Source organism: Streptomyces sp. NPDC002835 (assembly GCF_053591995.1).
In genome coordinates, this window is sequence record NZ_JBSFUW010000026.1 from 51,661 (window position 1) to 74,762 (window position 23,102).

Below are 23,102 nucleotides of genomic sequence, written 5' to 3' on the forward strand. Positions count from 1 at the left end.
CCGCCCTGGCGGCACCGCTCCTCGGCCGCTCCCCGCCCGCCCGGCTTCCCCGCCGGGCGGGCGCGGAGCGCGACGCACCACCAGGGAACTGACGCACCACCAGGGAAAGGCCCCAGAGACGATGTTTGACGCCGAGTCGGACCGGACGCGCACTGCCGGCACCCCCGGTATCCCCGTCACCGGCGGGCAATCCGGCATCTGGCTCGCCCAGCAGATCGAGCCGGACAGCACGGCCTACAACGTCTCGTTCATCCTGGACCTGCGCGGAGACATCGACCTGGACCGCCTGGCCGTCGCCGTCCGGCAGACCGTCGAGGAGACCGAGAGCCTGCACGTCCGGATCGCCGGCGACCACGGAGTACCCCGCCAGGTGGCATCGCCCGTCCCGGTCGACGTCCCGACCGTCGACCTGCGCGGTGAGAGCGACCCCCTGGACGCCGCCCACCGGTGGGCCGAGGCCGACCGGGACCGCCCCGCCGACCTCGCGGCCGCCCCGCTCTACGCCCACGCGCTGCTCCGCCTCGCCGACGACCGCGTCTGGTGGTACCAGCGCTACCACCACATCGTCATGGACGGCGCCGGCATCGCCCGGATCTCCCGCCGGGCCGGCGACCTCTACACCCACGGCGACCGGGCCGCCGCCCCCGACTGGTCGCTCGCCCGGCTGGTCGACGCCGACACCGCCTACCGCGCGTCCGAGAAGTCCGCGGAGGACCGCGCGTACTGGCTGCGGCGCATGGCCGGCCGGCCGGAGCCCGTACGGCTCGTGGAGCGGTCGCCGGGACTGACCCGGCGGCGCCTGCGCCGTACGGTCGAACTCGCGCCGCCCGCCGTCGCACCGCTCCACGACGCCGCGGCCGCCGCGGGCGTCCCGCTCTCCCGCATCCTGCTGGCCGCCGTCGCCGCCTATCTGCACCGCGCCACCGGCGAACAGGACCTGGTCCTCGGCCTGCCCGTCACCACCCGGCAGGACCCGGCGACGCGGGACATCCCCGGCATGGTCTCCAACATCCTGCCGCTGCGCCTGACCGTCCGCCCCGACCTGACCGGCACCCAGCTCGCCGCGGCCGTCGGCACGGCCGTCGCGGAGACCGTCGACCACAGCCGCCACCGTGCCGAGGACCTGGCACGGGACCTCGGACTGGTCGACGGTGTGCAGGAGCTCGTCGGCCCCACCGTCAACATCCTCCCCGGCGGCGAGCACATCCGCTTCGGCGGCCTCGACGCCGAGCTCGTGCCTCTGTGGCTCGGCCCGGTCAGCGACCTCGCGATCACCTTCGGCGACTGCGGGGGCGGCCAGGGGCTGCGCATCCAGTTCGACGCCGACGCCGACATGTGCGACGAGGAGCAACTGAGCGGCCACGAGCGGCGGTTCCTGACGCTGCTCGACGCCTTCGCCGGGGACCCGGCCCGCCCCGTGGCCCATCTCGAACTCACCTCCGCCGCCGAACGCGCCCAGCTCCTGGGCGAGTTCGGCGTGGCGCCCCGCGAGGTGGCCGAACTGTCCTGGCCCGCAGCCTTCGAGCGCCAGGTGCAGAGCACGCCGGACGCCGTCGCGCTGGTCCACGAGGACCGGGAGCTGTCGTACGCGGAACTGGGCGCCGCCGCGAACCGCCTTGCCCGGCTGCTCGCCGCCCGCGGTGTCGGCGCAGAGGATGTCGTCGCCGTGGCCCTGCCGCGCTCCCCGGAGCTCGTGGTCTGCCTGCTGGCCGTGATGAAGGCGGGAGCGGCCTACCTGCCGCTGGACGCCGACCATCCGCAGGACCGGATCGCGTACATGCTGGACGACGCGGGCGCCCGGACCGTCGTGACCACGCGCGCGCTGTCCGCCGACCTGCCGGCCGCGCCGGGCGTCGCACACCTGCTGCTCGACGAGCCGGCCACGGCCGCCGAGTGCGCCGCCCAGGACGACACCGACCTCGGTGTGGCCGTCGCGCTGGACCAGGCCGCGTACGTCATCTACACCTCGGGCTCCACCGGCCGCCCCAAGGGCGTCGTCGTCCCGCACGACGGCGTGGGCAGCCTCATCGCCACCGCGACCGACCGCATCGGCATCACCGCGGACAGCCGGGTCGTCCAGTTCGCGTCCGTCGGTTTCGACGTCACCGTCTGGGACCTGATCATGTCGCTGTGCGTCGGCGGCCGGATCATCGTCGTCCCCACCGAACGCCGCGTCGCCGGGGCCGCCCTCACCGACTACATCGCGCGCCACCGCGCCACCCATATGATCCTGCCGCCGTCGCTCGTCTCGGCGCTCCCGCAGGACTGCGAACTCCCCGACGGCGCCGTGCTCGTCGTCGGCACCGAAGCGGTGCCCAGCGAACTGATCGCCCGCTGGGCCGGGAGGGTCCAGGTCGTCGTCGCCTACGGCCTCACCGAGGCGAGCGTCAACTCCACGCTGTGGATCGCCGACGCCTCCCGCCCGGGCCCCGCCCCGATCGGCCGCCCCGACCCCAACACCCGTACCTATGTGCTCGATTCGGCGCTGCGCCCCGTCCCCGTCGGGACCGAGGGCGAGCTGTACGTCGCCGGGCGCGGCCTCGCCCGCGGCTACCGGGGCCGGGCCGCTCTCACCTCGGAGCGTTTCGTGGCCGACCCGTTCGGCGCGCCGGGCGCCCGGATGTACCGGACGGGCGACCGGGTGCGCTGGGGCGCGGACGGCAACCTCGAGTTCCTCGGCCGGGCGGACGGCCAGATCAAGATCCGCGGCCACCGCATCGAGCCCGGCGAGATCGAGAGCGCCTTCATGGCCTGCCCCGGCATCGCCCAGGCCGCCGTCCTCGTCCGCGAGGACCACCGCAGTGTGAAGCGGCTCGTCGCCTACCTGGTCGCGGAGACCGGTACGGGCGCGGACGCCGAGGCCGCCGTGACGGACTCCGAGGCCGCTGAGGCCGCCGTGTCGGCAGCCCGCGCCCGGATCGCCGACACTCTCCCCGACTACATGGTCCCCTCCGCCGTCGTCCGCCTCGACGGACCGCTGCCGCTGACGCCCAACGGCAAGCTCGACCGCCGGGCCCTGCCCGAGCCCCGGTGGACGGCGATGGGCGGCGACGACGCCCCCACCACCCCCGCGCAGACCACGCTCGCCGGACTGTTCGCCGAGGTGCTCGGCCTGCCGTCGGTGGGCGTCCACGACAGCTTCTTCGAGCTGGGCGGCGACAGCATCGTCGCGATCCAGCTCGTCAACCGCGCCCGCGAGGCCGGTCTCGCGCTCACCCCGCGCGACCTGTTCCGCCACCGTACGGTCGCGGCCCTCGCCCGCCTCACCGGCGAGGCGGTGCACCCCCCGCACGCCGCGAGCCGTGAACTGCCGCCCCCCTTCTCGCTCGTCACGCTGACCGACGCCGAGCGCGCCGAGTGCGAGGCCGCCGTCCCGGACCTGGTGGACGCCGTGCCGGCCACCCCGCTCCAGGAGGGCTTCTACTTCCACGCCTCCGTCGACGACACCGGCGCCGACGGATACGCCGTGCAGGACACCGTCGAACTGACCGGCGACGTCGACCCCGAGGCCCTGCGGAGCGCCGTCCAAGGACTCCTCGACCGCCACCCGCTGCTGCGCGCCGCCTTCCATCAGCTTCCGGACGGCAGGATCGTGCAGCTCGTCGGCGAGCGCGTCACCCTGCCCTGGAGCTTCGACGACCTGTCCGGCCAGGACCCCGACAGCCGGGCGGCGGCGGCCGACGCCGTCGCCGCGCGGGAGCGGGCGGAGGGCTTCGACCTGGCCGTACCGCCCCTGCTGCGGGCCGCCCTGATCCGCCACGGCGCGGACCGGTCCCAACTGGTGCTCACCCTCCACCACATCGTGGTCGACGGCTGGTCGGTGTCGCTCCTGATGCGCCAACTCCTCAGCGGCTACCGCCCCGGCGCCGAGGACCCCCGGCCGCAGGAGGACCCGGCGTACCGGGCGTACGCGGGCTGGCTCGCCGCACGCGACCGGGACGGCGCCCTGGCCGCCTGGCGCGACGCGCTGGCCGGCTACGACGGCCCCGCCAGGCTCCCCGTACGGCTCGCCGACCCCCGCGAGGGCGGGACCGGCACGATCGGCGTGGAGCTGACCGCGGCGGACACCGCCGCCCTCACCGCACGGGCCCGCGCGCTGGGACTGACCCTCGGCAGCGTCGTCCAGGGCGGCTTCGGGCTGCTGCTCGGGGACGCCACCGGCAGCCGCGACGTGGTCTTCGGCAGCACCGTCTCGGGCCGACAGGCCGCCGTCGAAGGCGTGGAGACCCTCGTCGGCCTCCTCATCAACACCCTGCCCGCGCGGCTGCGGTGGCGCCCCGAGCAGTCCCTCGTGGACGTGCTCACCCGCTTCCAGGACGAGCAGGCCGAACTGCTCGACCACCAGCACGTGGGCCTCGCCGAGATCCAGCGAACCGTGGGACGCGGCGAGCTGTTCGAAGCGCTGGTCGTCGTGGAGAACCTCCCCGAGGCCGGCGAACCCTCCGACCCGGCCGGAAAGGTCCGGATCACCGGCTCGCACATCCGCGACGCCGTCCACTACCCGCTGGCCCTCACCGTCCTGCCCGGCGAGCGGCTCCGGCTGCGCCTGGACCACGACCCGGCCCGCCTCGACGCCGCGGCCGCCCGCCGGTTCGCCGGCCGGCTGCGGGCCCTGCTCGACCAGCTCGTCACCGACCCGCTCCGCCCGGTGGCCGGGCTCGCCCTGCAGGCCCCCGGCGATGAGCGCGCCGCCCTCGACCTGCTGGCCGGCCCGGACCACAACCTGCCCGGCGACACCCTGCACGCGGCCTTCACCCGGCAGGCCCGCCGCACCCCGGACGCCACCGCGCTGATCCACGAGGCCGGACGGACGACCTACGCCGAACTGGACGCGCGCGCCGACGCACTGGCCGCCACGCTGCTGGCCCGTGGCGTGACACCCGGGTCCGTCGTCGCCGTCGCCGTCCCCCGCTCCGCCGAGAACCTGGCCGCGCTGCTCGGCGTGCTCAAGGCGGGCGCCGCCTATCTGCCGGTCGACGTCGACTACCCGGCCGACCGGGTGCGGTACCTGCTCGAGGACTCCGGGGCGCGGACCGTCGTCGTCACCGCCGCGTCCCTGACCCGGCTGCCCGCCCTCGACGGCGTGACCCACGTCGTCACCGGCGAGGACCCGGCCGCCGCTCCCGTCGTCACCGGCGAGGAGACCCCCGAGGGCGCCCCGGTCACGGTGGACGTCCACCCGGACAGCGCCGCGTACCTGATCTACACTTCCGGCTCCACCGGCCGCCCCAAGGGCGTCGTCGTCCCGCACCGCGCGGTCGTCGGCCAACTCCTGTGGACCGCCGAGCGGTTCGGCTACGGGCCGGACGAGCGGGTGCTGCACCAGTACTCGACCAGCTTCGACCCGTCCGTACTGGAGATCTTCACGCCGCTGCTCACCGGCGGCGCCGTGGTGATCGCCCGCCCGGACGGCCACCGGGACCCGGCGTACCTCGTCGACCTGATCCGCACCGAGTGGGTCACCGGCCTCGACCTCGTGCCCTCCCTCTACGGGGCGCTGCTCGCCGAAGAGGCAGGGGAGTGGTGGGCGAGCCTGCGCCGTGCCTTCAGCGGCGGCGAGGCGCTGCCCGTGCCGCTCGCCCGGCGCTGGCAGGAGCGCACCGGAGTGCCGCTGTTCAACGTGTACGGACCCACCGAGGCCGTCATCCAGGTCACCAGCTGGGAAGCGGACTCCGCCCCGGCGGACGGGGCCACCGTCCCCATCGGGCGGCCGGTGTGGAACACCCGCCTCTACGTCCTCGACCGCCACCTGCGCCCCGTCGCGGAGGGCGAGCCGGGGGAGCTCTACATCGCGGGCGCGCAACTGGCCCGCGGCTATCACGCACGCGCCGCGCTGACCGCGGAGCGCTTCGTCGCCGACCCGTTCGGCGAGCCGGGGGAGCGGATGTACCGCACCGGCGACATGGTCCAGTTCAGTGGAGACGGTGTGCTCACCTACCTCGGGCGCACCGACCACCAGGTCAAGATCAGGGGTAACCGGGTGGAACTCGGGGAAATCGAGGCCCGGCTGCGCGACGAGCCGGCCGTCGCCGACGCCGTCGTCACGGCACGCGACGACGAGCGCGGGATCCAGCAGCTGGTGGCCTATCTGGTCCCGGCCGCCGGTACGCGGGAACTGGACACCGAGGCCGTACGCGCCGCGCTGAGCGGTTCGCTGCCCGCGCCGATGGTGCCCACCCACTTCGTACGGCTCGACGCGCTGCCGCTCACCCCCGGCGGGAAGACCGACCTCAAGGCCCTGCCCGCCCCCGAGGCCCGCAGGAAGAGCCGCACCGCGAGCGCCCGCGAGGGCTACGAGCAGCAGTTGTGCGGCATCTTCGCCGAGGTGCTCGGCATCGACGGGGTCGACGCCGACGAGGACTTCTTCGTCCTGGGCGGCGACAGCATCCTGTCCATGGCGGTCTCCAGCCGCGCCCGCAAGGCCGGTCTGGCGGTGACCCCGCGCGACGTCTTCGAGCACCGGACCCCGGCCGCCCTGGCCGCCGCCGCCGGTGCGGCGACCGCGACCCCGGCGCCCGCCGCCGACACGGACGGCGTCGGTGACGTACCGCTGCTGCCGATCGTCCACCAGCTCCGCGAGGACGGCGGCACGATCAGCCGCTTCAACCTCTCCATGCTGCTCCAGGCGCCCGCCGCCGCCGACACCGGGAAGCTGACGCGGGTCCTCCAGGCGGTCCTCGACCACCACGACGGCCTGCGGCTCACCCTCACCCGCATGGACCTCGGTCCGGCGATCCCCGCTCTCTGGTCCGCGCTGACGGTGCCCGCGGGCCAGGTCGACGCGGCCGCGCTGCTCCGCCGGGTCGACGTGCGCGGCCTCGACGAGTCCGCGCTGCGTACGGCCGTCCGTGAGGAGTCCGACGCCGCGGCGGGCCGTCTCGACCCCGACGCGGGCGTGATGGTGCAGGCCGTCTGGTTCGACGCCGGCACGGACCGGCCCGGCCGGCTGCTGCTGGTCGTCCACCACCTCGTCATCGACGGCGTGTCCTGGCGCGTGCTGCTCGGCGACCTCGCCGCCGCGTGGGACGCCGTGGCACGCGGCGCGTCCCCGGAGCTGGAACCGGTGCCGGTCTCCCTGCGGAGGTTCGCCCGCGACGTCGCAGAGCAGGCCAGCTCCCCGCAGCGCCAGGCCGAACTGCCCTACTGGGCCAAGACATTGGCACCCGGAGCAGACCTGGTCGCCGGTGCCACTCGTACCGGCACGGTCGGCGCGGCCCGCGAGCACGTCGTGACCCTGCCCGCCGAGGAGACCCGCGCGCTGCTCACCTCCGTACCAGCGGCGGCCGGCGCCGACGTCACCGAGGTCCTGCTCGCGGCCCTCCGGCGCGCCGTCACCCGGTGGCGCCCGGACGCCGACGGCGACCTGCTGGTCGACCTGGAGCGCCACGGACGGGACGGCACGGACGCCGACCTGTCCCGCACCGTGGGCTGGTTCACCAGCCTCCACCCGGTGCGGCTGCCCGCCGCCGGCGACCCGCTCGACGCGCTCAAGCAGGTCAAGGAATCGGTACGGTCCGCCCCGGACTCGGGCGCCGGATACGGGATGCTGCGCTACCTCAACCCGCAGCTCGCCCCGGTGTTCGCCCAGCTGTCCACCGCCCAGGTGCTGTTCAACTACTTCGGCCGCCTCCCCGCGGAGCAGACCCACGACTGGGCGCCCGCCGTCGAGTCCGACGCGCTCGCCGTCGACCCCGACGCCGACCTCGCGATGCCCTATGCGCTCCAGGTCAACGCCGTCTGCGCGGACACCCCGAACGGCCCCGAGCTGCGCGCCACCTGGACCTGGCCCGAGGGCGACGCGCTCACCGAGGAGGACGTCCGCGCACTGGGCGGCGCCTGGGCCGACGCCCTGCGCGACCTCGTCGCCGGCGCCGCCGCGCCCGGCGCCCGGCCCTCCCTCACCCCGTCCGACGTGCCGCTGGTCACCCTCGCCCAGGGCGACATCGAGCTGGTCGAGCGGGTGAGCCCGGCACCCGTGGCCGACATCTGGCCGCTGTCGCCGCTCCAGGAAGGCATCTACTTCCACGCCAGTTACGACACGGACGCGCTCGACGTCTACACCGCCCAGGACACCTTCGACTTCGACCGCCGGCTCGACGCCGACCGGCTGCGCGCCGCGGTCGCGGCCCTGCTGCGCCGGCACCCCAGCCTGTGCGCGGGCATCGTCAGCGACGGCCTGCCCGAGCCCGTGCAGTTCGTCTGCCCGGCCGCCGAACTGCCCGTACCGCTCACCGAGGTCGACCTGACCGGGCTGAGCGGCGCGGAGCGCGAGGCGCGGCTCGTCGAGATGTCCGACGCCGACCGGCGGCAGCGGTTCGACCTCGCCGCGCCCCCGCTGTTCCGGCTCACCCTGTTCCGGCTCACCGACACCACCGACCGGCTGATGCTCAGCCACCACCTGGTCGCGTGGGACGGCTGGTCCCAGTCCCTCTTCCTGGACGAACTGCTCGGCCTGTACGCGGCCGCCGGCGACGACAGCGCCCTCCCCGCCGCCGGCAGCTACCGCGACTATCTGAGCTGGCTCGCCGGCCAGGACTTCGACGCGGCCCGCGAGACCTGGCGCGGCGCGCTCACCGGACTCGACGAGCCGACCCTCGTCGCCCGCGAACGCGGCGACGAGCCGACCATCCCGCGCCGCCGTACCCTCGGCCTCGGCCGCGCCCTCAGCGACCGGCTGCGCGGCTTCGCCCGCGAGCACGGACTGACCATCAACGCGGTGCTCTCCACCGCGTGGGCGCTCGTCCTGTCCTCCACCGTGGGCCGTGACGACGTGACCTTCGGCGCCACGGTCGCCGGACGCCCGGCGGACGTGCCCGGAGTCGACACGACGATCGGCATGTTCCTCAACACCGTGCCCCAGCGGATCACCCTCGACCCCGCAGAGCCGGTCGGCGACCTGCTGCGCCGCGTCCAGCGCGAGCGCGTCGCCCTGATGGACCACGAGTACCTGGGCCTCGCCGAACTCCAGCGCGCCGGCGGCCACCCCACCCTCTTCGACACCCTGTACGTCCTGCAGAACTTCGCCGACGAGGGCGCCTTCCGGGAGCTCACCGAGCGCCACGGCATCACGGGTGTCGGCAGCGTCGACGCCACCCACTACCCGATGACCCTCATCGTCAACCCGGCGCAGACGGTCCAGGCCAAACTGGAGTACCGCCCCGACCTGATCGGCGACGAGCAGGCCGCGGCCACCCTGGACCGCTTCGGCGCCCTGGTGGAACGGCTCGTCGGCGACCTGACGACCCGGGTCGGAGCCCTCGACCTGCTGCTGCCCGGCGAGCGCGAGACCCTCTCCGCCGACCGCGCCGCCAGCCGGGAGCCGGTGCCCAACGAGACCGTCGCGGACATGCTGACCGCCCAGGTGGCCCGTACGCCCGACGCGGTGGCCCTGGTCTTCGGCGAGCGGGCCCTCACCTACGCCCAGCTCGACGCGCACATCAACCGGATCGCCCGGCTGCTGCTCGCCCGGGGCGCCGGACCGGAGACCGCCGTCGCGCTCGCGCTGCCGCGCTCCATCGACATGGTGGCCGCGCTCTTCGCCGTCCTGCGCACCGGCGCCGCGTATCTGCCGCTGGACCTGGACCACCCGGCCGACCGGCTGCGGATGATGGTCGAGGACACCCGGCCGCTCTGCCTGCTGTCCACGGCCGCCGTCGCCCCCGCCCTGCGCGGCGAGGCGGGCCCCGCCGCGCCCGAACTCCTCCTGGACGACGAGGCCGTGGCCGCCGAACTGGCCGCCCTGGACGGCGGCACGATCACCGACGCCGAGCGGCCCGCGTTCGCCTCCGACCGGGCGGACCGCCTCGAGCACCCGGCGTACATCATCTACACCTCCGGCTCGACCGGCCGGCCCAAGGGCGTCGTCACCCCGTACCGCGGCCTGACGAACATGCAGCTCAACCACCAGAAGGAGATCTTCGACCCGGCGATCGCCGCGGCCGGCGGCCGGCGGCTGCGCATCGCGCACACCGTGTCGTTCGCCTTCGACATGTCCTGGGAGGAGCTGCTCTGGCTCGTCGAGGGACACGAGGTGCACGTCTGCGACGAGGAGTTGCGCCGCGACGCCGAGGCGCTGGTCGCCTATTGCGACCGGCACCGGGTCGACGTGGTCAACGTGACGCCCACGTACGCCCAGCTCCTCATCGAGGAGGGCCTGCTCGACGCCGACGAGGCAACCGGGAAGCACCGTCCCGCGCTGGTCCTGCTCGGCGGCGAGGCGGTGTCGGACACGGTGTGGAGCGAACTGCGCCGCACCGACGGCTGCTACGGCTACAACCTGTACGGGCCGACCGAGTACACGATCAACACGCTCGGCGGCTCGACCACCGACAGCGCGACGCCCACCGTCGGCGTGCCCATCCGCAACACCCGCGCCTACGTCCTCGACGCCATGCTGCGGCCCGTCCCGCCGGGCTGCCCGGGCGAGCTCTACATCGCGGGCACCGGACTGGCCCGCGGCTACCACGACCGGCCCGGCCTGACCGCGGAGCGGTTCGTCGCCGACCCGTTCGGGGAGCCGGGGGAGCGGATGTACCGCACCGGCGACCTGGTGCGCCGCCGCCCGGACGGTCTGCTGGACTTCCTCGGCCGCACCGACGACCAGGTCAAGATCCGCGGCTACCGCATCGAGCTGGGCGAGATCGCCTCCGCCCTGTCCACCCACCCCGAGGTCGCCCACGCCGCCGTGGTCGTGAACGAGGCCACCGGGACCAGGCGCCTGGTCGGCTACGTCGTCACGGAGGACGGCGCCCGGGCGGGCGACGACCTGCTCCAGCGGCTGCGCGACCACGTGAAGGCCGGCCTGCCGGACTACATGGTCCCCTCCGCGCTCGTCGCCGTGGACACGCTGCCGCTGACCGTCAACGGCAAGCTCGACGTCCGGGCCCTGCCCGCGCCCGACTTCGCCGGCACCGGCCCCAGCCGCGCCCCGCGCACCCCGCGCGAGGAGACGCTGTGCGCCCTCTTCGCCGAGGTGCTCGGCCTGCCCGCGGGCAGCGTCGGCATCGACAGCGACTTCTTCGAGCTCGGCGGCCACTCCCTGCTCGCCACCCGCCTGGTCAGCCGCGCCCGCACCGCGCTCGACACCGAACTGGCCATCCGCGACCTGTTCGAGGCGCCTACCGTCGCCGAACTGGCGGTACGGGCGGCCCGTTCCGGTGGCGCCGCCCGCCCCGCGCTGACCGCCGGCGAGCGGCCCGAGGAGCTGCCGCTGTCCCACGCCCAGCAGCGGCTGTGGGTCGTCCAGCAGATCGAGTGCACCTCGTCCGCGTACAACTTCCCGCTGGTGATGCGGCTTCGCGGCGCGCTGGACACCGACGCGTGGACGGCCGCGCTCGCCGACGTCACCGCCCGCCACGAGGCCCTGCGCACGGTCTTCGCCGCGCGCGACGGCCAGGCGTTCCAGCGGGTCCTGCCGCCCGAGCAGGCCCGGCCGGTGGTCGAGCACCGCCGCGCCACCGAGGACGAGCTGCCCGGCATCGTCGACGCGGAGACCGGCCGGCCCTTCGACCTCGCCGCCGAACTGCCGCTGCGGGCCACGATCGTGGAGCTCGCGCCCGACGACCACGTCGTCATCCTGCTGCTGCACCACATCACCACCGACGAGTGGTCCGACCGGCCGTTCCTGCGCGACCTGGCCACCGCCTACGCCGCCCGCGTCTCCGGTGCGGCGCCCGACCGGGAGCCGCTGCCCGTCCAGTACGCCGACTACGCCCTGTGGCAGCAGCGCCTCCTCGGCGACCCGGCCGACGCGGACAGCCTGGCCGCCCGGCAACTCGACTACTGGCAGTCGACGCTGGCCGGCGCCCCCGAAGAGCTCGAACTGCCCACCGACCGGCCCCGGCCCGCCCGCCCCGCGTTCACCGGAGCCGAGCTGGACATCGACTTCGACGCCGACGTCCACGCGGGTCTGAAGCGGCTCGCCCGCGAGAGTGGCGCGAGCATGTTCATGGTCGTGCACGCCGCCGTGGCCGCCCTGCTGCACCGCATGGGCGCGGGCACGGACATCCCCCTCGGCTCGCCCATCGCGGGCCGCGGCGACGAGGCGCTGGACGACCTGGTCGGCTTCTTCGTCAACACCCTGGTGCTCCGCACCGACCTGAGCGGCGACCCGAGCTTCACCGAGCTGCTGACCCGCGTCCGCGAGACGGACCTGGCGGCCTTCTCCCACGCCGACGTGCCGTTCGAGTCGGTCGTGGAGAAGCTCAACCCGACCCGCTCGCTCTCCCGGAACCCGCTGTTCCAGGTGATGGTCGGCTACCACGCCCGCACCGGCGACGAACTCGAACTGGCCGGACTCCAGGTCGAGTACGTGCCCTTCCGCATCCGCTCCGCCAAGTTCGACCTGGTGTTCAGTTTCACCGAGCACACGGACGGCGACGGCTCGGACGGCTCCCTGGTCTGCCGCCTGGAGTTCGCCACCGAACTGTTCGACCACGAGACCGCCGAGCGGATCGCCGACCGGCTCCGGGCGCTCGTCGCCGCCCTCGTCGCCGCGCCCGAACGTCCCGTCTCGCAGGCGGAGATCCTCGCCGCCGACGAACGCCACCTGGTCCTGGAGGGCTTCAACGGCGTCCCGCGGCCCGTCGACGAGGAGACCCTGCCCGCGATGTTCGCGCGCAGGCTCGCAGAACGGCCCGACGCGGTCGCCGTCGTGGACCGCTCCCGCTCGGTGACGTACGAGCGCCTCGACGCGCGGGCCAACCGGATCGCCCGGCTGCTGGCCGCGCGCGGCGTCGGCGCCGGCAGCGTCGTCGGCGTGGCCGTGCCCCGCTGCGCCGACATGGTCGCCGCGGTGCTCGCCGCGCTCAAGCTCGGCGCCGCGTTCCTGCCGCTCGACCTGGCACACCCCGCCGACCGGCTCGCCTACATGATCGAGGACTCGCGGGCGGCCCTCGTGGTCGGCACCGAGCCCGTGGCCGGGAAGATCCCGGACGTGGCGGGCGTACCGGTGGTGCTGCTCGACGAGCCCGCCGTGGCCGCCGAGCTGGACGGACTGCCGGAGACCGCCGTCGAGTCCCGGCCGGTCCCGCTGGACCAGCCCGCGTACGTGATCTACACCTCCGGTTCGACCGGCCGCCCCAAGGGCGTGGTCGTCCCGCACGAGGGCATCGCCAGCCTGGTCGCCACCGCGGTCGACCGGATGGGCCTGGAACGCGGCAGCCGGGTGCTCCAGTTCGCCTCGATCGGCTTCGACGTCTTCGTCTTCGAACTGTCGATGGCTCTCTGCCACGGCGGCCGGCTCGTCCTCATCACCGACGAGGCCCGCGTGGCCGGACCCGCGCTCACCGACTTCCTCGCGGACCAGCGGATCAGCCACATGATCCTGCCCCCGTCCCTGGTGTCCGCGCTGCCGCCCGGCTGCGAACTGCCCGAGGGCTCGACCGTCCTCGTCGGCACCGAGACGGTGCCGCCGGACCTGTTCGAGCGCTTCGGCGCCACGGCCCATCTGATCTGCGCGTACGGACTCACCGAGGCGACGGTCAACTCCACGCTGTGGCCCGCCCGCGAGTACGGCGGCCGCCCGGGCGGCCGGGTCCCCATCGGCCGGCCCGACCCCAACACCCGCTGCTACGTCCTCGACGACCGGCTGCGGCCCGTCCCGCCGGGCGTCGTGGGCGAGCTGTACGTCGCCGGACGCGGCCTCGCCCTCGGCTACCTCGGCAGGGCCGGACTGACCTCGGAGCGGTTCGTCGCCGACCCGTACGGCCCGCCCGGCAGCCGCATGTACCGCACCGGTGACCGTGCCCGCTGGCGCACCGACGGCAACCTCGACTTCCTCGGCCGCGTCGACACCCAGGTCAAGGTGCGCGGCTTCCGTATCGAGCTCGGCGAGATAGAGGCGGCCCTCGCCTCCCACCCGTCGGTCGCCCAGGCCGCCGTCCTGCCGGACCGCGACGGCGACATCGTGCGCCTCGTCGGCTACGCCGTACCGGAGACCGGGGAACTCGACCCGCACGCGCTGCGCGCGCACGTCGCCGGGCTGCTGCCCGAGTACATGGTCCCGACGCTCGTCGTACCGCTGGACGGGCCCCTTCCACTGACGCCCAACGGCAAGCTCGACCGCAAGGCGCTGCCCGCGCCGGACTGGTCCGCGCTGGCCGGCGACGCGAGCCCGGCGACCGAAACACAGGCCCGCCTGGCCGAGCTGTTCTGCGAGATCCTCCGGCTGGAGAAGGTCGGCGTCCACGACAACTTCTTCGCGCTCGGCGGCCACTCCATGGCCTCCATGCGGCTCCTGGGCCGTATCCGCACGGAGTTCGGCGTCGAGCTGAGCATCCGGGACGTCTTCGACGCGCTGACCGTCGCCGGCCTCGCCGGCAAGCTGGAGGGCGCGGTGGCCGCCCGCCCGGCGCTGCGCGCCACCGGGTCCGGCGACGGCGCACCGCTGCCGGCCGCCCCGGTCCAGCGCTGGGAGTGGCAGTCGCACCGCCGCACCCCCGGCTTCGACCACGCGCTGGCCCTGCGCGTACCGGACGGCGGCCTGGACGCCGTCGCGCTCGCCGACGCCCTCGCCGACGTGGTGGCCCGCCACGAGCCGCTGCGCACGGCGTTCACCGCACACGACGGCACGGTCCTCCAGCGGCCGGCCGAGGCCCCGGCCCTCGCATTCGACCGGTGCGCGGACCTGGACGCCCGTCTCGCGGAACTCGCCGCGCAGACCCCGGACCTGGAGCGGGAGGCCCCGCTGCGGGCCACCCTGCTCACCGACCCGGCCGGCCACCAGGCCCTGCTCCTGACCTCGCACTACCTCGCGGTGGACGAGTGGTCGGTGGTGCCGCTGTTCCGCGACCTCACCACGGCGTACGCTGCCCGCGCCGCCGGTTCTGCGCCCGACTGGGAGCCGCTGCCGGTGACGTACGCCGACTACACGCGCTGGGCGCACGAGGTCCTCGGCGACCTCGCCGACCCGGACAGCCGGGGCGGTCGGCAGCTCGCCCACTGGCGGGCCGCCCTCGAGGGCGTACCCGCCCGGCTGGGCCTCCCGACGGACGCCCCGCGCCCCGGCGCCGAGGACGGCGGCTACTTCGGGTTCGTCCTGGACGAGCGACTGCACGCGGCCGTCGACGGACTGGCCCGGGCGAGCGGCACCAGCATGTTCATGGTCCTGCACTCTGCCCTGGCCGCGCTGCTCACCGCACACGGCGCGGGCACCGACCTGCCCATCGGCACGATGGTCGCCGGCCGTGGCGACGACCAGCTGGCCGACCTCGTCGGCTGCTTCCTCAACACGGTGGTGCTGCGCACCGACACGGCCGGCGACCCGGCCTTCGCGGAGCTGCTCACCCGGGTACGGGAGACCACGCTCGGCGCCCTCGACCGGCAGGACGTCCCGTTCGACGCGGTCGTCCGCGCGACCGGACTGCCCCCGCAGGGCCCGCAGGTCATGGTCATCCACCACGAACAGGCGGACCTCGGCCGGCTGGAGGGCGGCCTGGGCACCTTCCACGCCGTCCCCACCCGCGCGGCACGGGCCGAACTGACCCTCAGCTTCTACGAACCCCAGGGCGACGGCCCGGTGCACTGCGAACTGATCCACGCCGCCGGCGTGCTCGGCCCGGACAAGGCCCGCCAACTCGCCCGAGAACTCCAGACCCTGCTGCACACCGCGGCGGCCGACCCGGAACAGCCGCTCTCCGAGCTGTTCACCGCAATGTCCACGAGGAGTGACGACGCATGAGCACCAACCCGTTCGAGGACCCGCAGGGCCGCTTCCTGGTCCTGGTCAACGACGAGAACCAGCACTCGCTGTGGCCCTCCTTCGCGGAGGTCCCGTCCGGCTGGCACACGGCCTTCGGCGACGACACCCGCGAGGCGTGCCTCGCCCATGTCGAGTCCCACTGGACGGACCTCCGCCCCAAGAGCCTCGCGGCCCAGCAGTCCTGAACCGCGCCCCGGTACGCCGCCGCCCGTGGAGGATCTCCTCCACGGGCGGCGGCGTGCTGCGTGCGGCGGACTTCCAGGGCTTACGGCTTCTTGCTTCCGCAGGCCCTAGCTCATGGAAGCGGTCGCTCGGGACCGTTGATGCGCACGGGAGCGTGGTCGTCAGTGACCCGCTCGATGAGCGAGAAGAAGTCCTTGCGGGCCTCGCCGGCACTGATCGTCACGTTCGGCACCCTTTTCCTGAGCAGTACCGGAAACGGTACCGGGCCGGTACGGGCTCTCGGTGCCACGCGTGCACGCGGTTGGACCCCGCGGCCTCACGCCCCCCGTGGCGCGTCCCGGCGGCTGGCCGACCAGGCCGACCACAGGGCGGCGTAGCGGCCGCCCGTCGCGACGAGTTCGTCGTGGGTGCCGGTTTCGACGACGCGGCCCTGGTCGAGGACGACGACGCGGTCGGCGGAGGCGGCCTGGGGGAGGCGGTGGGCCACCATCAGGCCCGTGCGGCCCTCCAGGGCGCGGACGGCGGCCGACTCCAGGACGCGGGCGCCGGCGCTGCCCGCGTCGGCGGTCGCCTCGTCCAGGATGGCGATCGGCGGGTCCGCCAGGACCAGGCGGGCCAGGGCCAGGTGCTGGGCCTGGGTCACCGTGAGCCGGTGGCCGCCCTCGCCGACCACGGTCGCGAGGCCTTCCGGGAGCGCGTCGACCCACTGAAGGGCCTCCACCCGCTCCAGCGCCGCGCGCAGTTCCTCGTCCGTGGCCTCGGGGCGGGCGAGCCGCAGGTCCTCGGCCAGCGGGCCGGCGAAGACGTGGACCTCCTGGCTGATGAGCGTCACCGCGCGCCGGACGCCGGCCGGGCCCAGCTCGCGGGCCTCGACGCCGCCGAGCACGATCGAACCGGCGGACGCCTCGTGGACGCCCGCGACCAGCTTCGCCAGGGTGGTCTTCCCGGCGCCGCTCGCGCCCACCAGGGCGACCCGTTCGCCGCAGCGGACCTCCAGGTCCACGTCGCTCAGGACCGGGTGGCCGTCGACGTACGCGTGGCTGAGCGCGGTGACCTTGACCGAGCCGTCCACCGGCTTCGCCGCGGCGGCCGGGTCCGGGTCGGGCTCGACCGGCAGGTTCGACACCCCGACCAGGCGGGCGAGGCTCGCGCCCGCCGACTGGGCGTCGTCGATGAGGAAGAGCGCGGCGTTGATCGGGTTGAAGAGGCTGTGGAAGTACAGCGCGGCCGCGGTCGCCGTGCCGATGCTCACCGAGCCGTTGTCCACCAGGAAGAAGCCCGTCACCAGGACCCCGGTCAGGCCGATGAACTCGCCCGCGTTGAGGCGGGAGAAGAAGCCGGAGACCAGCCGGATGCCGCGCAGCGCCAGTTCGACGGCGTCCCCGGAGCGCCGCTCCAGCGCCTGCGCGTGGCTGCCGGTGAGCCGGAACGCCCGCACGGTGCGCACGCCGCCGACACTGTCGAGGAGCTGGTGCTGGAGCGCGCCGTTGGCCACCCGGTGCTGGGCGTACACCGTCGAGGCGCGCGGGATGTACCAGCGGACCGTCAGGACGTGCACCGGCACGGCCAGCAGGACGGCGAGCAGGAAACGCCAGTCCAGTACGGCGAGTCCGACGAGGGTCAGGGCGATGGTGAGCAGGGCCGCGGCGAACTCGGGCAGGGCCTGGCGTACCGCCTTCGCGATGATGGTGACGTCGCCGGTCACCCGCGAGGTCAGATCGCCGGAGCCGGCCTGCTCGACCCGTTCGAGGGGCAGGCGCAGCGCCCGTCCGACGAACCGCTCGCGCAGGTCCGCGAGGACGCTCTCGCCGAGACGGGCGACGAGGGAGTGGCCGATCGCGGTCGCCACGCCGCGGGCCACGGCCACCACCAGGAGCACCACCATCGGCCCGGTCAGCGCGCCCGTGCCGCGCTGATCGGCGACGAGGTCGACGATGCGTCCGAGCAGCGGGGCGGTCAGCAGGCCGATGCCGGTGCCGGTGACGAGCACGGTGACCGCGAGCACGGTCGGCAGCCGGTGGCCCCGCAGCAGCGTCCGGACGGCGGCGAAGGTCTGCGCGCCGGTCGCCGTGGGCAGCAGGGCACGGTCACCGCGGTCGTGGTCGCCGTCCGCCGCACGGGGCTCGGTCATCTCGCGTCCTTCGTCGTTCAGGGTCATGCCAGCACCGCCGCGCGGTACGCCTCGTGGGAGGCGACGAGTTCGGGGTGGCTGCCCTCGGCGGCGACCGCGCCGCCGTCGAGCAGCACCACGCGGTCGGTCGCGGCGAGCAGCGCGGGGCTGGTGGTGACGAGGATCGTCGTACGGCCGTCCCGCAGCTCCCGCAGGCGGGCGGCGATCCGCGACTCGGTGACGGTGTCGACCGCGGTCGTCGGGTCGTGGACGACGAGCACCGGCGGGTCGGCGGCGAGCGCCCGGGCCAGGGCGACGCGCTGGCGCTGGCCGCCGGAGAGCGAACGGCCGCGCTCGGCGAGGACGGTGGCCGTCCCCTGGGGCAGCGCCCGCGCGACGTCGTCGGCGGTGGCCGCGGCCAGGGCGGGCGCGAGGTCGGCCTCCAGCGCGCCGGATCCCGCCCGTACGTTGTCGAGCAGACTGCTCTCGAACAGGTCGGCGTCGTGGTGGGCGACGAGGATCGCGCGGCGGGCGCTCTCCGGGTCCAGCTCGGTCAGCGGTACGCCGTCGAGCTCCACGGCCCCCTCCGCCGGGTCGAGTTCCCGCCCGAGGCAGAGCAGCAGGTCGTGCGCCGTCGCCGGGTCCCTGGCGACGACGCCGAGGACGGAGCCGGGGGCGATGTCGAGGTCGACGCCGCGCAGGGCGCCGTGTCCCAGGCCGCGCAGCCGGACCCGGCCGGCGACGGGACCGGGGAGCACGGTCCGGCCCGCCGTGACGGCGGGCGGCGAGGCGAGCACCTCGGCGATCCGGTCGGCGGAGGCGCGGCCGAGGGCCAACTCGCCGTTGACGTACGTGAGGAGCTGGAAGGGTCCGAGGAGGTACTGGGCGAGCCCGACGGCCGCCACCAGTTCGCCCACGCTGATCGAGCCGCGCATGGCCAGATGGGCCCCGGCGAGGCCGATGACCGCGATGAAGATGCCGGTGAGGGCGAGGATCGCGCCGTCGTGCCAGGCCCGGCTGCTCGCCGCCCGCAGCGCGGCGCCCAGGGAGTCGCGGCTGGTGCGCCGGTAGCGGGACACGGCGGCGGCCTCCGCCCCGATGCCCTTCAGCACCCGCAGGCCCGCGACGAGGTCGGCGGCGACACCGGAGGCGTGCGCGGCGCGCTCCTGCTCGATCTCGCTGCGCGCTTCGAGGGGGCGGCTGATCCGGTGGCCGAGCCACAGCAGGGGAGGGACGCCGAGCAGGACGAGCAGACCGAGCGGCACCGAGACGCGGAGCAGCGCCACGGCGCTGACGACCAGTCCGGTGAGCGCCGAGATCGCGTACGGCACGGCGGCGGCGACGGCTCCGACGCGCGTCGCGTCACCGGTGGCGACGGCGGTGAGCGCGCCGGGCAGCCGTCCGGCGTCGGCGCCGCCGCGGGGGTCGAGCACCCGGGTGCCGAGGTCGACGCGGAGCCGGTGCGCGGCGCGTTCGCCCGCCCCGTCGGTGATCCTGGCGGCGGTCCGGTAGCACGTGGACAGGACGAGGAAGAGGACGGCGAGGACGAGCAGCCAGCGCAGCAGCGCCTCGGACGAACCGGTGGAAACCGCCCGGTCGATGATGACGCCGATCACGACGGGGACGAGGGCCTCGCACGCCTGGTGCCCCATGCCGAGGAGTGACGCCCCGACGACCTGCCGGCGCTGGCCCCTGATCGTTCTGCGGAGGACGAGGCCCCCCGTCGGACCCTCCTCGTGCGGTCCCCCCACGGGCATGCGGTACCTCCGCGACGACATTGATTAGTTAGGTAAGCCTACTCTAATCGGGCACTCTGCCAAGGCCGTCGCCGGCCCGGATGGGCGCCGCCGTGGTCGCCCTGTGTGCGCGGGGGCGGTGCGTTGACCCTGCCGCGCGGATTCGGTTAGGCTCACCTAAGTCGCTGCTGTCTGTTGTGCCATCACATGTGCTGTCTCGTCCGCGAGTCGCCGCCAGGGGGAGTTGTCGTTGTCGGTCGAAACCCGGGCGGCGCCCGCGGGAGCGAAAGACGGCCCGGCCGCGCCCCGGGTCCGCCGGTCCGTGGCCGCGCTGCGCGGCCTGGGCCTGCTCGTGACGCTGGCCGCCCTGCTCCTCGTCGGGCTGCTCAGCGTATGGGTGGGCACCCGGGGCATCCCGTTCACCTCGACCTGGAGCGTGCTGTGGGAGCCCGACGGCTCGCAGGCGTCGGTCATCATCCATGAGTACCGGATCCCCAGAACCCTCCTCGCGCTGCTCGTCGGGATGGGCCTCGGACTGTCCGGCGCGCTCATGCAGTCGCTGACCCGCAACCCGCTCGCCGACCCGGGGCTGCTCGGCGTCAGTCTCGGAGCGTCCACCGGAGTCGTCGTGGCCATCGCCTTCTTCGGCGTCGCCACGGCGCTCGGGTATGTGTGGTTCGCCTTCCTCGGTGCGGCGGCGGCGTCGGTGCTCGTCTACGTCCTCGGCGCCTCGGGGCGCACGCTGGCCACACCGGACCGGCTCGTCGTCGCCGGAGCGGCGGTGACGGCGGTGCTGATGGCCTTCAACTCCGCGGTGCTGCTGCTCGATCCGCGCGCCTTCGACCAGTTCCGGTTCTGGACCGTCGGCTCGCTCGCGGGCCGGGACATGGACATGGTGCTCATCGCCCTGCCCTTCGTCGCCCTGGGACTGGTCCTCGCGCTCGGCCTCGCCCCGTCCCTCAACGCCCTGGCCATGGGCGACCAGATGGGACGGGCCCTGGGCGTGAACGTCGGCCGGACCCGCGTGCTCGGCGCCGTCGCCGTGATGCTCCTGTGCGGCGCGGCGACGGCCGCGGCCGGCCCGATCGGCTTCGTGGGCCTGGTCGTTCCGCACATCGCCCGGTTCGTGGTGGGACCCGACCAGCGCTGGATGCTGGCGTACTCGATGCTGCTCGCGCCCGTCCTGCTGATCGGCGCCGACGTGCTCGGACGGGTCCTCGGCTCGCCGGGCGAGATCCAGGTCGGCATCGTCACCGCGTTCCTCGGCGCCCCGCTGTTCATCGCGCTGTGCCGCCGCCGGAAGCTGGTCATGCTGTGAGCGCCGTACGGGGAGGAGACGCGGTGAGCGCCGTGCGCGCGGAAACGGAAGGGGACGAGGCGAGCGCCGTGCGCGCGGAAGGGGACGCGGTGGATGGCGGACAAAAGGCGCCCACGACCCCGCGAGTGGTCACCGGGCTCGTCGTCCGCACCCGCAGGGGCGGGCTCTCCCTGCGCGTCCAGGGCCGCGCCCTGGCCGTCACCGTCGTCCTGGGCGCCCTGCTCGTCCTCGTCATGGGCATCACCCTGACCACCGGCGACTTCGAACTCACCGTCGGCGAGGTCCTCCAGGCCCTCTTCGGCAACGGCTCCGGCGCCGCCGACTTCATCGTCAACACCCTGCGTATGCCCCGGCTGCTGACCGCCGTGTGCGTCGGCGCCGCCCTCGCCGTCAGCGGCGCCATCCTGCAGAGCCTGACGGGCAACGCGCTGGGCAGCCCCGACATCATCGGCTTCACCAACGGCTCGGCCACCGGCGCGCTCGTCGTCATCGTCGTGCTGAACGGCAGCATGACCCAGATCGCCCTCGGCGCGCTCGTCGGCGGCCTCGCCACCGCCGCGGCCGTGTCCCTGCTCATGGCGGGCCGGGGACTGCAGGGCTTCCGGCTGATCGTGGTCGGCATCGGCGTCAGCGCCCTGCTGCTTGCCGCCAACTCGTATCTGATCACCCGGGCCAGCTGGCAGGAGGCGCTGGAGGCCCAGGCGTGGCTGATCGGCAGCCTCGGCAACCGCCTGTGGATCCACGCGCACACCATCGGTCTCGCCGTCGTGGTCCTCGTCCCGCTCGCCCTCCTTCTCGCCCGGCGCCTGTCCATGGTGGAGATGGGCGACGGCATCGCGACCGCCCTCGGCGTCAGCGTGACCCGGACCCGAGCCGCGCTGCTCGTCATCAGCGTCGCCCTGGCCGCCTTCGCCACCGCGGTCGCCGGTCCTATCGTGTTCATCGCCCTCGCCGCTCCCCAACTGGCCCGCAGACTGACCCGGTCGTCCGCTCCGGCCCTCGTGCCGTCCGCCCTCATGGGCGCCCTCCTGCTCGCCCTGAGCGACCTCGTCGTGCAGCGCCTCTTCGCGCCCGCGCTCCTGCCCGTGGGCACGGCGACCGGGACCATCGGCGGGCTGTACCTCATCTGGCTGCTGATCACCGAGTCGCGAAAGAGCCGCGCATGACAGACACGAACGCCCCCGCACCCCGGCTGCGCGCCGAGGACCTGACGCTCTGCTACGACCAGCGGACGGTGGCCACCTCGCTCGGCGTGGACATCCCCGACCACTCCTTCACCGTGATCATCGGGCCGAACGCCTGCGGCAAGTCGACGCTGCTCAAGGCGCTCTCACGGATGCTCACCCCGAAGGCGGGCCGGGTCTACCTCGACGGCGAGGCCATCTCCTCGTACCGCTCCCGCGAAGTCGCCCGCCGGCTCGGGCTGCTCCCGCAGTCGTCCAACGCTCCCGGCGGCATCACCGTCGGCGACCTCGTGGCCCGCGGCCGCTACCCGCACCAGCGGATGCTGAAGCAGTGGTCCACCGAGGACGAGACGGCCGTGACCGAGGCGATGCGGCAGACCGGCGTGCTGGAGCTCGCCGACCGGCCCGTGGACGACCTCTCCGGCGGCCAGCGCCAGCGCGTCTGGCTGTCCATGGTCCTGGCCCAGCAGACCTCCATCCTGCTGCTGGACGAGCCCACCACGTTCCTGGACATCGCCCACCAGGTCGAGGTGCTCGACCTGTGCGCCGAACTGCACGCGCGCAAGGGCCACACGGTCGTCGCCGTCCTGCACGACCTCAACCAGGCGTGCCGCTACGCCACCCACCTCATCGTGATGGGGGCCGGCGGCACCGTCGCGGCGGAGGGCGACCCGGCGAAGGTGATGACCGCCGAGCTGGTCGAGGACGTGTTCGGACTGCCGTGCCGGATCATCGAGGACCCCGAGACCGGCACGCCGCTGATGGTGCCCGCCGCGCCCCGGCGGTACGAGGCGCGGGCCGGCGCGCGCGACCCGCAGGGCGCGGAAACCGCCGGCGCCGTGCTGGCCGAGACCTCCTAGGGACGGACGCC

The 23,102-nt window shown here is 74.5% G+C and carries 7 protein-coding genes; 5 read left to right on the forward strand and 2 right to left on the reverse strand.

All coding sequences use genetic code 11. The features are described 5' to 3' along the window. Positions 1–121 precede the first annotated feature (121 nt). Together ACWD01_RS25225 and ACWD01_RS25230 are read left to right on the forward strand one after the other, a co-directional pair. Entirely contained in the window at positions 122–15,679 is a 15,558-nt protein-coding gene (locus tag ACWD01_RS25225; protein ID WP_451165067.1) for an amino acid adenylation domain-containing protein, read from the forward strand. Next, positions 15,676–15,885: an MbtH family protein gene (locus ACWD01_RS25230; protein WP_451165068.1), complete on the forward strand. Its 210-nt coding sequence runs from the start codon at positions 15,676–15,678 to the stop codon at positions 15,883–15,885. The genes ACWD01_RS25225 and ACWD01_RS25230 overlap by 4 nt, the downstream gene beginning before the upstream one ends. Positions 15,886–16,199: 314 nt before the next feature. Here the strand turns inward: ACWD01_RS25230 and ACWD01_RS25235 are convergent, their stop codons facing one another. Both ACWD01_RS25235 and ACWD01_RS25240 read right to left on the reverse strand, forming a co-directional pair. Continuing rightward, positions 16,200–18,014 (reverse strand): ABC transporter ATP-binding protein, encoded by a 1,815-nt coding sequence (locus ACWD01_RS25235; RefSeq protein ID WP_451165069.1) that lies wholly within the window; start codon positions 18,012–18,014, stop codon positions 16,200–16,202. A gap of 23 nt (positions 18,015–18,037) precedes the next feature. Further along, the gene (locus tag ACWD01_RS25240) at positions 18,038–19,750 is read right to left on the reverse strand and encodes an ABC transporter ATP-binding protein (protein ID WP_451165070.1); all 1,713 of its coding nucleotides are present in this window, start codon (positions 19,748–19,750) and stop codon (positions 18,038–18,040) included. A 229-nt stretch (positions 19,751–19,979) separates the two neighbouring features. Here ACWD01_RS25240 and ACWD01_RS25245 point away from each other — a divergent pair, with 229 nt between their 5' ends. From ACWD01_RS25245 to ACWD01_RS25255, 3 genes are all read left to right on the forward strand, one after another. Beyond that, positions 19,980–21,047: a FecCD family ABC transporter permease gene (locus ACWD01_RS25245; RefSeq protein ID WP_451165071.1), complete on the forward strand. Its 1,068-nt coding sequence runs from the start codon at positions 19,980–19,982 to the stop codon at positions 21,045–21,047. Positions 21,048–21,115: 68 nt separating this feature from the next. Further along, a complete protein-coding gene (locus tag ACWD01_RS25250) occupies positions 21,116–22,213 on the forward strand; it encodes a FecCD family ABC transporter permease (RefSeq protein ID WP_451165099.1) in 1,098 nt (365 codons plus the stop codon). Continuing rightward, positions 22,210–23,091, forward strand: a complete 882-nt coding sequence (locus tag ACWD01_RS25255) for an ABC transporter ATP-binding protein (RefSeq protein ID WP_451165072.1) — start codon at positions 22,210–22,212, stop codon at positions 23,089–23,091. Before ACWD01_RS25250 ends, ACWD01_RS25255 begins: the two co-directional genes overlap by 4 nt. Positions 23,092–23,102 lie beyond the last annotated feature (11 nt).

What these genes read in the sequence shown, in the direction of transcription:
- ACWD01_RS25225 (WP_451165067.1), top strand. Translation starts at nt 122, where the DNA reads ATGTTTGACGCCGAGTCGGACCGGACGCGCACTGCCGGCACCCCCGGT.
- ACWD01_RS25230 (WP_451165068.1), top strand. Translation starts at nt 15,676, where the DNA reads ATGAGCACCAACCCGTTCGAGGACCCGCAGGGCCGCTTCCTGGTCCTG.
- ACWD01_RS25235 (WP_451165069.1), bottom strand. Translation starts at nt 18,014, where the DNA reads ATGACCGAGCCCCGTGCGGCGGACGGCGACCACGACCGCGGTGACCGT.
- ACWD01_RS25240 (WP_451165070.1), bottom strand. Translation starts at nt 19,750, where the DNA reads ATGCCCGTGGGGGGACCGCACGAGGAGGGTCCGACGGGGGGCCTCGTC.
- ACWD01_RS25255 (WP_451165072.1), top strand. Translation starts at nt 22,210, where the DNA reads ATGACAGACACGAACGCCCCCGCACCCCGGCTGCGCGCCGAGGACCTG.